This window comes from Ruminococcoides intestinihominis (genome assembly GCF_040096285.1).
Taxonomy (GTDB): Bacteria; Bacillota; Clostridia; order Oscillospirales; family Acutalibacteraceae; genus Ruminococcoides; species Ruminococcoides intestinihominis.
In genome coordinates this window covers 13,774-26,941 of the sequence record NZ_JBBMEY010000008.1, presented here as the reverse complement: position 1 = coordinate 26,941, position 13,168 = coordinate 13,774, and the positions used below count along the sequence as shown (strand labels likewise).

The following is a 13,168-nucleotide window of genomic DNA, read 5'->3' as shown; positions in this document are numbered from 1 at the left end:
TTATCACCTCATATTGTCGGATAACATAAACCTGTAGTTTTAAGCAAAGAATAAAGTTCTTGTGGAATAGCAACACCACTAACCACCATTAAATTCCAACAACTACCGAAAGTCATTGATGTACCGTTAATTGAGTAGCTTTGCAGATAGGTAGTAATCAATTCTTGATTTTCTCTATAAAAAGCAGTAAGTCTGCTATGAACTTCATTGATAACCTTTTTCTGAAAGTAGGTCAATTTGTCAAAATTGATACGGTTAAATGTTAGAATGTCAATGTGGTTAGCAGTAGTTATCTCTGTGTTATCATTAGTAATACTTCTAATGTAATCTACATACATAGCCTATTCCTTTTTAGAACTTGACTTTAGCTTTTTAAGTTCAGCTTTTAGCTTGGCATTTTCCTTTTCTACTGCACTAAACTTTTCAAGTGGTACTGTTTTACCGACACCATATTCTTTTAGTGTACCGTTATCCTCATACACATCATAGCCCTGTGCAAGATAAGTATTTGCCTCTGATTCTGTGTTTACTGTATAGGACTTATTGCCTTTAATAGCTTTCATCTTCTAATCACCTCACATTAAGCCTCTGCGTGAATGATAACACCACTTTTTAGAAGTTCATCAATACCAAATGTACCGTTTACTTTTCTGTTCTGATACATATAATTGTCAGCAGTTCTACTATCTGTACCGGGAGTAAACATCTTGATATATGCATACTTAACTCTTGAAACCTGTGCCTCTGGGTCAATAAGGATATAGTCAATCTGTTTTGCAGTACTATCTGCCTTACAACCGTCTGTAAAGTCAAATAGTGACTTCATTCTTGCACTAGGCACTTCTACAATCTTGTTAATATCATCAAGAGAACGAACTCTACGGTCGATACCTGAAGATGAACTAACTTCAAGTGTACGCTGAATACCCTCTGCATTTTTTAGTAACTTCTTATAACTTGGTGTTGCATATAGAATAACTCTATCAAGTGGCACACCTGCCTCTGCAAAGGCCTCTAGGTTATCGTCAAAGTCAGAAAGTACATTTGCACTTGTCAGTGCAGTTGTCTTAATATTTGCATTTACTCTTTTAGCCTCTGTGTAAATCTTGCTATAAGTGTAACTGTCAAGTTCAGGAATAGCCTGTGTCTTTTCAAATCTATTCTGAATATTACTGACAGTAACTACAAGATTTGTTTCATCAACATCAAGTGGGTCAACAGTGAACTCAATATCTCTGTCATGATCCAGTGTCTTTGTTTCATAGCCATTTGAATATGTACCTGAGTTAAAGCTACCACCTCTTGTATGGTCCTTGTAACCACTTACAGATAGCTTTGGAATTTTAATGTCTTTACCATTGACAATCTGAATGTCTGAATTTGAATGATATAGGTCATCACAAGTTAGTTCTTGACCATATAATTCTCTTAAAACATTACTGAAAATTGTTGCGTATTCTAATACTGCCATAATTTAATTACCTCATTTCTTTTATTTTTTTGTTTTGATACCAAAGATACCTCTCAAAGTATCTTCATCAGGGTTGTTGTTGTTACCACCATCACCACCGATTTTCTGTACACCTGCACCGTCATTAGATTGTTTCTTTAGTGCCGGTACTTCGTCAAGCACCTTCTTGACAGCCTCTGAAAGTTTGTCATTATCAATCTTGCCGTCAGTAGTTGCACCGGAAAAATCAGCTAACTTTAGCACATATGGAACACTTGAAACATCCACACCTTGCTTAATAACTTCAAGAGTTGCTACTTGGTTCACCTCTGCAATAAGTCTTGCATTATTGGCTGAATCAAGGTCTCTTTGCATTTGGTTAAAGTCAGGTGTATTCTGCTTTTTCTGTTCCTTAAATGTAGCAATAGCCTGTTGCATTTCATCAGCAGAAAGACCCTGTTGCTTAAAGTAAGACTTTAGAACTGTGTCCTCTGTTGCACTTTGTTTGCCACTGATAATACTTGCCAACTTATCATAATCAATAGTTGGTGCATTACTGCTTGGTTCATTGCCACTTGGTGGGTTGGTGTTTTGATTATTGTTTTGGTTGTTGTTTTGATTATTTGGTTCTGCCATTTTAATCATCCTTTCAGTTTTGTGGGTGTCTCCCAAAATACAGTTATAGAGTGTCTCTCATTTACAGTTGTACAAGTGTCTCTCGTAGTTTAATGTCTTCGGACAATAAAAAAGCACTAACGGTTAAGTTAGTGATAAATTACTTCTTTGTTTCTTCTTTTGGCTTAGGTTCTGCAAATTCAACAAAGCCAAGTTTGTTTAGTTCTGTTGCTCTTTCATCAGAACAATCATACAGTTCACCACTATGCCTTGTGCATAGGTTATTCTCAACATCATTAAAGTCCCTAGTAACCTTTACTTTCATATCATCACCACCTTTTAGGTATTAAAAAAGCACTAACAAGAGTTAGTGCCTAATAACAATATTAATTTTTGTAATTACATTTACCATTGTAAAATGCCCCACACTCAGCTTTTACACATTTCATTGGCTGATGAATGGTTTGTACGATAGTATCTGTTTTTGTACATTGTTCAGGGTTATCGTCATTATAACAATAACTTTCTTTCTGCACAGTGGTTTCCACTTTATCTCTATACGGACATATCAACATATCACCTAATTTCTTTTAAATAAAAATAGCACCTCACAAATCGTAAAGTGCTATAATATAGATTTCAGATATTCTTCATACTCCAAAGGAATACCAATATCATAATTTTTATAGTAGTGCAAAAAATCCAATGGGAAAACATATTTCCCATCCTTATATTTACCAGCTTGTATTCTTTCACCAGTAAACATATCATAAGTTGGTAAACTAGTAGCCCAAACATCTAAGTTTTCTATATGCTTAATAACTTTCTTTTTATCAATTTTATTATTTATCTTTGATAATTCATCAAAGCTATCTGTAAGAGTAGAATATGGCATATTATCCCAATAACCAAAAAATTTCATTCCATTTTTTTCTGTCATTTTATACGCCCCCTCTGATTAGGTTTATATGTTATCATTTTACCTGTTTCTTCTTCACCAACAGAAAAAGTTCCGTTACTTCTTATGTACAATACATCACTAGGAGCTTCAACACAAACTCCTAAAGCATTGGATAATTCTTCAGCAAAGCAATAATTACCATCTACTATTTTGCCTGTACTACATGATAATAAACGAATATTCTCTCCGTTATAATCTTTTCTACGCCTTATAACATCTGCTAATAATCTAGGTGAAGTGTTTGGTGCATCTGTACCAAAGCACATTGCAGTAGGAGTGCCATGCATCCCTACATCATAGTAACCATCCTTTGATTTTACTTTTTTGATAAACTGATTAAGTAAATCACCTTTAGGAAAACAAGAAAAACCTGACTTTAGTTTTTGGATATTTGAAGTATCAATATCTTTCAACTTATCTCTTGCATCAACACTTCTTAATTCAATTATACCACTTTCACTAGAATTTTCAACAGAATTTTCAATTATTTCATCAAGTTTTTCTTTATATTCTTCATTGCTTGTATGCCAATCATCAGCTCTATTCTGATACTTTATTTTATTATCTTCATCAAGGCTATGTTGGGCAAGTCTGTTGTATCGTTTTTCTTGTCTTTCTGCGTTTTGTTGCTTTGTTTCTAGGGTTTCTCTTTCTTCCATTTGGGTAAGTTCTTCACTGCTTACAGGTTCAAGAGAGGTAATACCCTCGTAATAGGTACTTGTACTGTCCTTACACCTTGGATGAAACAAACCACCTGCGATAGCCTCACTAAGCAAAGGATACTTACCGTCAGCTTTACTGCCACCGGAATACACATCATCAATAAATACTCTGCCAATGTACTGTGCACAATCAGGGCAACCACCCTGACGGGAATTTACCACTACAAGTGAGATACCCCATTCTTGCCTTTTCTGACCCTCACCGTAGAGATAAGCCCTTTTATTAGCAGTACGGATTGCCATATCTGCATAGTCGGAAAGTGTATGCCTAGCACCGTTACGATATTCCACACAATTAAGACCTGCTTGTAACATATCCTTAACTGCCATATCAACTGCTTTTTCATATGTACCTGCACCACTGTTTGCATAGACCTGAGCATTGAAAATAGCTTTTCTGTACTTATCGTTAGACATTCTGAGTATTGCAGTTTCTGCCTTTTTCATATCGCTCTTAGTTGCATTAATAAGTGCATCTAACTTTCTGTCATTGACTTTGAAAAATTCACCGGTAGCTGAAGGACTTACCTTACCGACATTAAAGCCTTTTTTAATAGCTTTTAATATTTCAGCCTCTTGCTTTGCATTGCCGTCAGCCATTGCAGTTTTCAGCATTTCCTCAATTTTCTTATTTAATGTGGAAAACTGCTTACCGTATTTCTTTTGGTTGGTTCTACGGTACTGTTCAAGGCTTTTAAGTTGTTCAGACTGCCACTGTGACCAGTTATAACCTTCTTTTTCTTCCTCTGCCCTATGATGTTTAAAATTTCTCATCATACTGTCAATGAGTTCATTTTCTATGGTTTCAAAGGCTTTAGAAATATCATAATCAGCCATTGTTTAGTACCGTATTTAGGTCATCAATTTCAGAAGTTTCATCAAGGGTGGTTATGCCTTGTTCTTCCTTAATTCTTTTGACTTCCTCAGCTTTCCAATCAGAACACTTACTATCTCCATAGAGCTTTTCAACAGAAGTTTCAACACTCATTATTGCACTTTGTCTTGCTTTACCTACAGTTTCTACTTGACTTTCAAAGCTAGGGTTAGCATACTCTCTAAAGTTAATTGCCACATCAAGGTCAGCCGGTACTAAGGCTTTATTTGTTAGTTCATAATAAGCATTAAGTACGGACTTAACAAGATTAGGTAATGATTTTTCAAGAAGTTTAACAAAGTTCTGTCTTGTATATAAAGTAGTCTTTTCTTTTTCTCTCTGTGCCTCTGCATTGTCCAATTTCTTATTATCAATACCAAGAGTACTTGGACTGATAACACCCTGTAGGCACAAATCTAAAGCAGTTACATAGGCTGATAGGTAACTTTCGTGTTGAATAGACGGTGACTCTGTTACAATCTTATTGCCTACACCCTCTTTCATATCGTTACCTATAGCAATGTACCTGTTGTCAAATGGGTTTGGTGCAATAGGCTCACCTGTTTCAGGATTTCTAGGTATGTAACAATCAGGCATATATGTTTTTGATCTGGCTGAACGAGAGGCATCCATCCACTGCGACCATATTTCATCTATACTGTCAAAGGCATCTTCCTTGTTACTGATAATACCCTTACCTCTACCCTCATAAAAGCCATTGCTATAAATTAAAGGTACTGCCCACATATATGATTTATCAAATGTGATGCCCTCACTATCTATCCAAGACAAGGCACTCACAGTATGAAGGTCAACCTCTCTTCCGTTACTGTCATATAAAGCATACTTGATATATCCATATCCATAGGTCTCTTCAAACTGATAGCACCTTGTCTTTTCTGTGTATTCTGTATAGAACTTAATTTCTCTGATTCTGCCACGAGCATAAGTGTATTTTACCTTTTCGGCACCGTACCATTCAATGATAGGTAATTTAGAAATCTCATTATCAAATGAAATCTTAAATGCACCGTCACCTACTATTGCAAGGTCCTTAATTGCACTTTCAAGCACATCAGCAAAATTATTTTCTTTCTGTATTTCCTCCCATACTTCTTCATATTCGGTTGTATTATTATTGTGTATCTCAATACCGTTAAAATCGGTTTTTAGAATATTGGTAATAACATCAACGATTAAGGCAGGGATAGCAACATGGATTTTCTGTATTTCCTGACCTGCTGTAGGTCTAGCTTTCCAAAACATTGTTTTCTGAACATCAAGACTTCCATACAGTTCTTGAAGTTGCTTACTCTTGCCCCAATACCATATTCTGTTTTTAGCACAATCAGTTAGGTGGTTTACACCCTCACTGATTGTAATGGTAGTATCTGATGCAGAAGTAATCCTAAGAAAACTTCTTAATCCTTTTCTTACTGTATCAGCCATTCTATTAATCAGCCCCATTCTCTACTCACATCCTATCTTATCCTTATAGGGTAGCCACCCATACTGTGATGAGTTTATAAAGTGATCATTACCATCTTCAGGAGTATTGTCTTTATCCTCTAGCCAAGAATACAGTTCGTATTCCTGTATAGTGCTTGTACAATGTTCCAATATAAAATAATGCTCTTTAGCAAACCAGCCTAAGAGCATATTAATTCTATCTATTATTGTTGTTTTCTTGTATGCGTTATTAAATGTAAATACACAACCGTTCTTGCGTTTATATTTGTTCAATTCTGTTATAGTCGCTTGATCTGCATTATCAATAAATACATTTCTCGCAAGTCCCCACTCAGCTTGATTTCTCTTTAAAAATTCAATGTAGTTTATAGCCACATCAGAGGGTGCCAGTGGTGTTTTTAGTTTTGCATTATTATATTCCTTTTCGTCTAGCTGAATACAATTACCTCTATTAGTTATTCCAAAGAAGGTCATTGCTATTGTGTCAGGTGACTTTTGGGAATATGCAGTATCAAGCCCTGAAGTAAAGATAATAAAATGTTCCTTTTTTCTTTTTCTATCATCAGCAAGGAACTGTTTTGCCCATTCTTTTGATTTAATATGAACATTTCTATCAAAGTTACTAAATACAAGACCTGTAGCCCTGCCTCTAAGTCCTAAAATCTTATTCTTATAAAGCTTTGTACCCTTTGGAACATTCAGTTTAATTTGTTCTATTTTATTCTTTGACAGTCCTAGGTTATGTTCAAAAGAAAAGAACCAATGGACCCAGTTAGGCTTTGGTTCTTCTGTTAGCATATTTAATATTTCTTTCGGTGTATCTGACTTGTACTTTTCAAGTGGTCTGGAACAGTTAATGTACTCCTTATACACCGGTAAATTAGGGTCATCAGGATTAAGAGTAGCCATAAAGTAGTCACAACGCATACTTGCTTCTCTCACAAAGTCTATATCTGCTGTATTGATTTCATCAATATACAAGCAACCATACTGACCACCCAGAGCCTTCTGCCACTTTTTCTTATCACCATAACCCATAACATACACAATCTTATTGCCCTTGTTTGTATGAAACAGAATGTGTGGTATCTTTTCATCTTTTGTACCGGTGCCGTTGTACTCTGTAAGAACACCAAAGTCATCAACAACACCAAGGTCCTTATTAATAATATTCTTTTCAGCAGTACCTGTATCTTTTGAGGCAATGATATGATATTTCTTATTACTCTGTGCAACCTTTAGAAAAAATTTAAAGATACCTACCGTTGTTTTTCCTGCAGCAGTAGTACCTTCAAGAAACTCAACCGGTGCTTTACATTTGATGAAATCTTTATACTTTTGAGAAAGTAATAAATTACTCATCATCAACACTCATTTGCTTAATCAGGTCATCAAGTTTAGAAACTTCTGCACTGACATTTGCATCAACTTTTAGGGTATATTCACCTGTCATTTTATTAAGGGTATCAATAGCCCTAATTCTGTCTGATGTTTCTTCTTCACCGTTTCTTGCAATATCAGATAATGTTACCTGTCTGTCTTTTGCACACATTATTCTTTCATCTTTCAGCTTGTCGGAAAGTTCTTTGATGTACTGTACTATTGTAGTATTTTGTAGTAGTTTTGATGCATTAGTGTTTGCATATTTTTTTGAATATCCTGCTTTTATTGCACTTTCTGTGGCATTACCACTCTGTGCATAATATTCAGCAAATTTCTTTTGTCTTGCGTTTAGCTTATCATTCATGATAACACCACCTTTCAGCATTTTTATAGCAAAAGAAAAAGGCTAAGCAGTGCTTAACCTTTGGAATATTATTTAATTGATTTTACATTCACCTTAAAATGCTTTTGTGTATAATCTGCTTTATGCTTTTGATTATGTTTTTCTTTAAGCTTAATTTCTAGAACTTGGTTTAAACAACTTAGTTTAAGTTCATTATATCTTTCTACATAATAATTATGGTTATCAATTAATTTATTAATTACCATATCAATAGCTACAGCAATCGCTATAATAAACAAACTTAATAATATTTTAATGAATATAACAACTTGATTTTCATCAGTCATTTTTGGAAAATCTTTCGAAAAATTAATAACTAGTGTTGCTAAGGAAAATACAATAGTTACAATTAATTGTATCCAGAATTTATATTCTGATTTAGGAATTGTCATAAATTCTAATTTCATTTTTTCATCTTTCAATTCTTTCAATGTGTATCTGTTGCCTAAAATTTTCTTAATCACATCAATTAGACTTGAATAACCATCTATATGTTCCTTTATGCTAAACTCATTCTTAGCATACTTCTTAATTTTTCTATATGTTTTATCTTGCTTAAGCATACAATTCACCTCAATAATTTTATACATATACATTGTACAAAAGATTAAATAAATTGTCAACTTTTGGATATTGATAACAAAACCCACCTAAGTGCTTAGGTGGGTAATGCTGAATTTTTATACAAGAGGAATAGTAGAAGTGAAAATCATTCTTGCAATCTTATCTATCTCTTTCGGTTTTCCATAATATCATTATAGCACTTTCTATAGTGGCTTTTAATGGCTATTTAATACTTTGCTAAACTCTTTCAAGGCTTTCCCATGTATTCTATATACCCATCTCAAATCATAATTCATACAATCAGCTACCTGCTCCCATGTTTTATGATTTAGGTAATACTCTGTCAGAACTGTTTTATATCGTTCATCAGTCAGCATATGTATAAGGGTTCTGGCTTGTTCCTTTAATTCTACAAGTCCCGTAATTTCTTCATTGATTTTGTCTTGCAATAAAACAATCTTATCAATAATCTTTGTAAAGTCGCCACCACTACCGGAACTCTGTACCCTTTCACCTTGGCTTTGTGGGCTTACTTGTAATGACTTTAGCTTTAGGTGATACAATTCATCACTCTTAGTATTAATGCTTATATCAGCAAACCTTACACGATTAAGGTACTCTTTAGCGTTCAAGGTTATCACTCCAATCTAACCTCTGGCCACAATGAGGACAGTAATTATATTCCCAACTAGCACTAAACATAGTAAGGTTCTTATGGCAACTAGGACAAAATTTATCAAGCAATGCTTTTTTGCTTGATGCCACCTTCTTAGGTGTTCGTTTTGAAACAGCCTTACCCAAGTTTACTCTTTTGCAATCATTAATCAGGTCTATAAAATCATCTGTTGTCATTCCATAAGAAGAACATGGGAAACTCTCCTCACAAATAACATCATATTCATTATTATCAATCATTTCTCCTAATTCTGTAACATCAATATATTTGCCCTTTGAAATATCAATATAATTACTCATATAGCAATCTCTCCTGTTTCAATCTTAGCTCTATACTGACCGTAGCTTAGCCTTGTACCGTTTTCTTCGTTGTACTTATGTAAATTGTACAAAGTACGGTTAAGGTTATGTTCTCTTGACTGCTTTGGCGTTTTAGCTTGTTCTTGCCTTAGCCTTTGGTTCTTCACTCTGTTGTGTATCTTTACACACTCATAACTGCAATACTTTGCATTGTGGTTTCTTGCAGTAAATTCATTTCCACATACTGCACATACTCTCTTAATTTCCATTATTGTTACTCCTTAATTCTCCTATGTATTCTATCTGAAAAGCCGTTTTCATTAGTGATTAATTCAATAATCAATAATGCACAATCCAAGATTTTGTCTTTATCAGATAGTGTATAAATCTTTCTGTTTAGTTCATTGCCAAGTTTAATATTCTCTTGAATATGTTTTGATAGGTTCAGAAACTTTTCTGAGTCTGCTTTTTCTTCCTTATATTCAAGTAGCAAATCCTTTTGCTTTTCTTCGCAAAGGTTTTTATCCCACCCACTATGACGGTTAAGGTAACCCAGCTTAGATAATCTTGAAAAGTACTTATACTCAACTGGTGGAAAGTTCTTATAATCAAGTACCCCGTCAATAGCCTTGCCCTCAAGAGTAGCAAAGGTTTTGCTATCACTAAAATTCAAATTAATTCTGTGGTTCATAAAAACTCCTATAATGTAAAACTATGAAGGGTTATGCAGGGTTTGAACCCTTTTTCAAAAACCTTTTCTATATATATATTATTATTTTTTCTTTTGTATAAAGAATAGAAAAAACCCTGAAACTATGCATAACCCTGCATAAATGTTATTGAATAAGAGAAATTCCCTTATAGAATATTCCTTTAGTTAGTTTGATTTTCTCATACTTTTTGGCTACCTCTACACCAAATTTAGTAGCAGACATTCGGTATTCATGGTTTTCCTCTGCCCATTTAGCATACACTGCATAAAGTGTACTAGCCTGAACACTGCCACTCTCTACACACATATCTTCTACAAAGGCAGAAATAACATCCATTTCTCTGCGATATTCGTTTACACTCTCAAGTACTGCTCTAGGCATCTTTAGACCTTCTTTCTGCCATAGTAAACAACCATCAACACACCACTTGAATATTCCTGTCATCTCTGCTTTAAGCTTATACTTTAGCTTTTTGTCAACTTTATCATTCGGTATTTGAACTGTAAAAGGTATCATATGTATTCTTCGCCATATACCTGTATCTGTACCTCTGATGATAGGTTTATGATTTGTAGCCATCCATAGCTTGAATTCAGGTTTAAACTCAAATTCCTCTGCATATAGCTTTCTGGCAGTTACAGTATCATCACCTGTAAGCTGTTTTAGTAGTCCTTCATTAATTCGTACACCCTCATTAGGTTCTACTGAGGTTACAAGTCTTGCACCTTTAAGTCTTGCAATATCACTGTTAATAGCACTGCTTTGGCTATTTCTAACCATAATTGTTTCAGGCTGAATGTTGGCTGCATAGTCACCAAACACATCTCTGATAACATCAATAAAAGTTGACTTGCCGTTCTTACCTGTACCATAAAGGAAGAATGCACATTGTTCAGCAGTAGAACCGGTAAGGCTATAGCCTACTGCTTTTTGCACATATCTTATTAAGTCCTTGTCACCGTTAAAAATATCATCAAGAAATTTTAGCCATAAAGGACAATCAGCATTGTTGGAATACTCTACTGCTGTAACCTTAGTAAAATAATGAGAATAGGAATGAGGCTTTAGTTCACCGGTTTTAAGGTTAATAACTCCATCAGGTGTATTAAGTGCCATCTTGTATCTGTCAAGTTGTGCCGGAAGAATAGGAACATAGTGCTGAACTTCATTAAGCATAGCATTCTTGGAACGGTTACTACGGCTTTGTTTCATATGCTTTCTAAACTCCTTTTCCATATCACCACCTGCCTCTTCATCAGACTTAACATAGTTCTTTAGTTCTGCTTTCATAGCATTAACAGATTTATCGGCCATCCTATGAACTGCACCCATATTGTCAATGCACCACTTTCTACCGTCATAGTACATCCACTTCTTATCTGTATAGCAGTAACGGATATTGTCACCAAATAAATCAACAAACCTTTGAGCATTACCCATATCGTCAAAGGAATAACTCCTTACCGTTTCATTACTAGGTATTGTAGGTGCTTTTTTATTACCTATTGATATTTTGTAATTATCACTGCTTTTAGGTTCATAAACACTGTTACAACCGGCTACTGCTTTTTGAATTGTGATAGTACCATAGGTTGAGCCACTTTGCTTTCTGTCCCATTTATCTCTCATAAGACCTGACTGTCTAAAGATTGCATCCATCTTTTCAGAATCACAGCCTGTCCAAAAAGCTAACATATTACAGAAAGCAAGGTCAGCTTCACTTTGACTGCCATAAGCAGAGAAATCACCTCTGTATAAAGCAGTAAACAAGTTGGCATTCTTTGCATTCATAGCAGTTTCAACTATTTCATTAGTTGTGGATAAAGTTACTACTGGCTTTTGAATTTTAGGTGTAGGTTCTTTGCCACCACCAATATACTTTGAATGAAGTGGTTTTATCTTTTCGGTACATTCAGATATATCCACATATTCACTGCAATAGTCACCGGTAACAACAAAGAACCTGCCTTTATCGTACATTTCAAAGCCACCAAAGGTATGCTTTTTCTTCCTTCCTGTTTTAGGTAAAGTACCTTTACAAATAATATGCACACCTGTTTTAGATTGAGAAAACTCTGTATAGGATTGGAGTGTATGTACAAACTCACTGATTATATTGTCGGTACCACCATTTTTAAAATCTTCAATATCCTTTGGCATATCGTCAAGATCAACACCAAAGTATGGTGAATTAGAAAACATAAAGCCTATGCCTGAATACTTCTCTGATTCTCTTACAGCAGTTTCAAAGTCACTCCATGTTGACGGATTGTTGGACATTGCAAAGTTACCGGTTCTGGGGTTAATAGGCTTTTTGCTAAATCCACTATGGGACTTTGGGTCAGGTTCTTTCTTGTAACACACCCAGTTTGGCAAAGCCTTTAATTCCTGTGGAACTGCCATATATTTATTATTTATATTCATCTTATCTCTCCTTAAATATTTTTTAGGGGTATCCCACTTAATACCCCTAAATCACAAATAAGTTGCATAGCACTATGCAATTTCACAGAAATTTTAATAGAATGATTACAATTAGAATGGTAAATCATCTTCAACAGGCATTTCTTCAAACCCATCATTGCTTTTAGGTTGTTGAATATTAGCACCATTTAATGGGAACTTAGTCTTATTAATGTACTTAACTTCTTCTTGAGTGTTACCATTGTACTCCCTATGGTTAAGAGTAATTCTTACCGGCTTATTAATTAAGTCATTGATAAACTGAGTTAGGTTGTCATAGTCTTTGCCTTCCGGTAAACCTGATGCCTTACCTAACTGCATAACCTGATTAAAGCCATAGCCATTCACTTGCTTATCAAGGTCGGTAGGTTCTTTCCTTTTCCATAAGGTATGGAAAATGTAGCCCTTTTGGTACTTCTGATTAACATCAGAACGAATAAGGAACTGAATGTTAAGACCTACTTTGCCGTTCCTAGTAGTTCTCTCTTCTACCTTATGGATAACACATTCATAGTCACCTATAGGCTTAATGCTGTTTTCATTTACATCAGAATAATTATTTTTAAATCCCATAA

18 protein-coding genes are annotated in these 13,168 nt (G+C 34.7%); all 18 read right to left on the bottom strand.

What is annotated here, in order from left to right; genetic code table 11:
* Positions 1-8 precede the first annotated feature (8 nt).
* The 18 genes from WMO18_RS03455 to WMO18_RS03370 all read right to left on the bottom strand — a co-directional run bounded on the left by WMO18_RS03455 (position 9) and on the right by WMO18_RS03370 (position 13,166).
* Complete coding sequence (locus WMO18_RS03455) at positions 9-338, bottom strand: head-tail connector protein (protein ID WP_367286349.1); 330 nt, start codon at positions 336-338, stop codon at positions 9-11.
* 3 nt (positions 339-341) lie between these two features.
* The gene (locus WMO18_RS03450; protein WP_367286348.1) at positions 342-563 is read right to left on the bottom strand and encodes a hypothetical protein; all 222 of its coding nucleotides are present in this window, start codon (positions 561-563) and stop codon (positions 342-344) included.
* 17 nt (positions 564-580) lie between these two features.
* Entirely contained in the window at positions 581-1,471 is an 891-nt protein-coding gene (locus WMO18_RS03445) for a capsid protein (protein WP_367286347.1), read from the bottom strand.
* 21 nt (positions 1,472-1,492) lie between these two features.
* Positions 1,493-2,086, bottom strand: a complete 594-nt coding sequence (locus WMO18_RS03440) for a hypothetical protein (RefSeq protein WP_211148005.1) — start codon at positions 2,084-2,086, stop codon at positions 1,493-1,495.
* Between the two features lie 139 nt (positions 2,087-2,225).
* Positions 2,226-2,390: a hypothetical protein gene (locus WMO18_RS03435; RefSeq protein WP_367286346.1), complete on the bottom strand. Its 165-nt coding sequence runs from the start codon at positions 2,388-2,390 to the stop codon at positions 2,226-2,228.
* 61 nt (positions 2,391-2,451) lie between these two features.
* Complete coding sequence (locus tag WMO18_RS03430; protein ID WP_287933952.1) at positions 2,452-2,601, bottom strand: hypothetical protein; 150 nt, start codon at positions 2,599-2,601, stop codon at positions 2,452-2,454.
* 89 nt (positions 2,602-2,690) lie between these two features.
* On the bottom strand, positions 2,691-3,005 hold the full coding sequence (locus tag WMO18_RS03425; RefSeq protein WP_367286345.1) for a hypothetical protein: 315 nt from the start codon (positions 3,003-3,005) through the stop codon (positions 2,691-2,693).
* Positions 3,002-4,585: a phage minor capsid protein gene (locus tag WMO18_RS03420; RefSeq protein ID WP_367286344.1), complete on the bottom strand. Its 1,584-nt coding sequence runs from the start codon at positions 4,583-4,585 to the stop codon at positions 3,002-3,004. Before WMO18_RS03420 ends, WMO18_RS03425 begins: the two co-directional genes overlap by 4 nt.
* Positions 4,578-6,089, bottom strand: coding sequence for a capsid protein (locus WMO18_RS03415; protein WP_367286343.1), 1,512 nt, complete (start codon positions 6,087-6,089; stop codon positions 4,578-4,580). The genes WMO18_RS03420 and WMO18_RS03415 overlap by 8 nt, the downstream gene beginning before the upstream one ends.
* 3 nt (positions 6,090-6,092) lie before the next feature.
* The gene (locus tag WMO18_RS03410) at positions 6,093-7,457 is read right to left on the bottom strand and encodes a terminase (RefSeq protein WP_437127956.1); all 1,365 of its coding nucleotides are present in this window, start codon (positions 7,455-7,457) and stop codon (positions 6,093-6,095) included.
* Positions 7,447-7,839, bottom strand: a complete 393-nt coding sequence (locus tag WMO18_RS03405; protein ID WP_367286341.1) for a terminase small subunit — start codon at positions 7,837-7,839, stop codon at positions 7,447-7,449. The genes WMO18_RS03410 and WMO18_RS03405 overlap by 11 nt, the downstream gene beginning before the upstream one ends.
* Positions 7,840-7,907: 68 nt before the next feature.
* On the bottom strand, positions 7,908-8,441 hold the full coding sequence (locus WMO18_RS03400; protein ID WP_367286340.1) for a hypothetical protein: 534 nt from the start codon (positions 8,439-8,441) through the stop codon (positions 7,908-7,910).
* 216 nt (positions 8,442-8,657) lie between these two features.
* Positions 8,658-9,074 carry a DUF1492 domain-containing protein gene (locus tag WMO18_RS03395; protein ID WP_367286339.1) on the bottom strand — a complete coding sequence of 139 codons (417 nt, stop codon included), beginning with the start codon at positions 9,072-9,074 and terminating at the stop codon, positions 8,658-8,660.
* A complete protein-coding gene (locus WMO18_RS03390) occupies positions 9,064-9,417 on the bottom strand; it encodes a hypothetical protein (RefSeq protein ID WP_367286338.1) in 354 nt (117 codons plus the stop codon). The genes WMO18_RS03395 and WMO18_RS03390 overlap by 11 nt, the downstream gene beginning before the upstream one ends.
* Positions 9,414-9,686, bottom strand: coding sequence for a hypothetical protein (locus WMO18_RS03385; RefSeq protein ID WP_367286337.1), 273 nt, complete (start codon positions 9,684-9,686; stop codon positions 9,414-9,416). Before WMO18_RS03385 ends, WMO18_RS03390 begins: the two co-directional genes overlap by 4 nt.
* A gap of 5 nt (positions 9,687-9,691) precedes the next feature.
* Positions 9,692-10,108, bottom strand: coding sequence for a hypothetical protein (locus tag WMO18_RS03380; RefSeq protein ID WP_367286336.1), 417 nt, complete (start codon positions 10,106-10,108; stop codon positions 9,692-9,694).
* 145 nt (positions 10,109-10,253) lie between these two features.
* The gene (locus WMO18_RS03375) at positions 10,254-12,554 is read right to left on the bottom strand and encodes a phage/plasmid primase, P4 family (RefSeq protein ID WP_367286335.1); all 2,301 of its coding nucleotides are present in this window, start codon (positions 12,552-12,554) and stop codon (positions 10,254-10,256) included.
* 111 nt (positions 12,555-12,665) lie between these two features.
* Entirely contained in the window at positions 12,666-13,166 is a 501-nt protein-coding gene (locus WMO18_RS03370) for a DUF669 domain-containing protein (RefSeq protein ID WP_367286334.1), read from the bottom strand.
* Between the last annotated feature and the right edge of the window lie 2 nt (positions 13,167-13,168).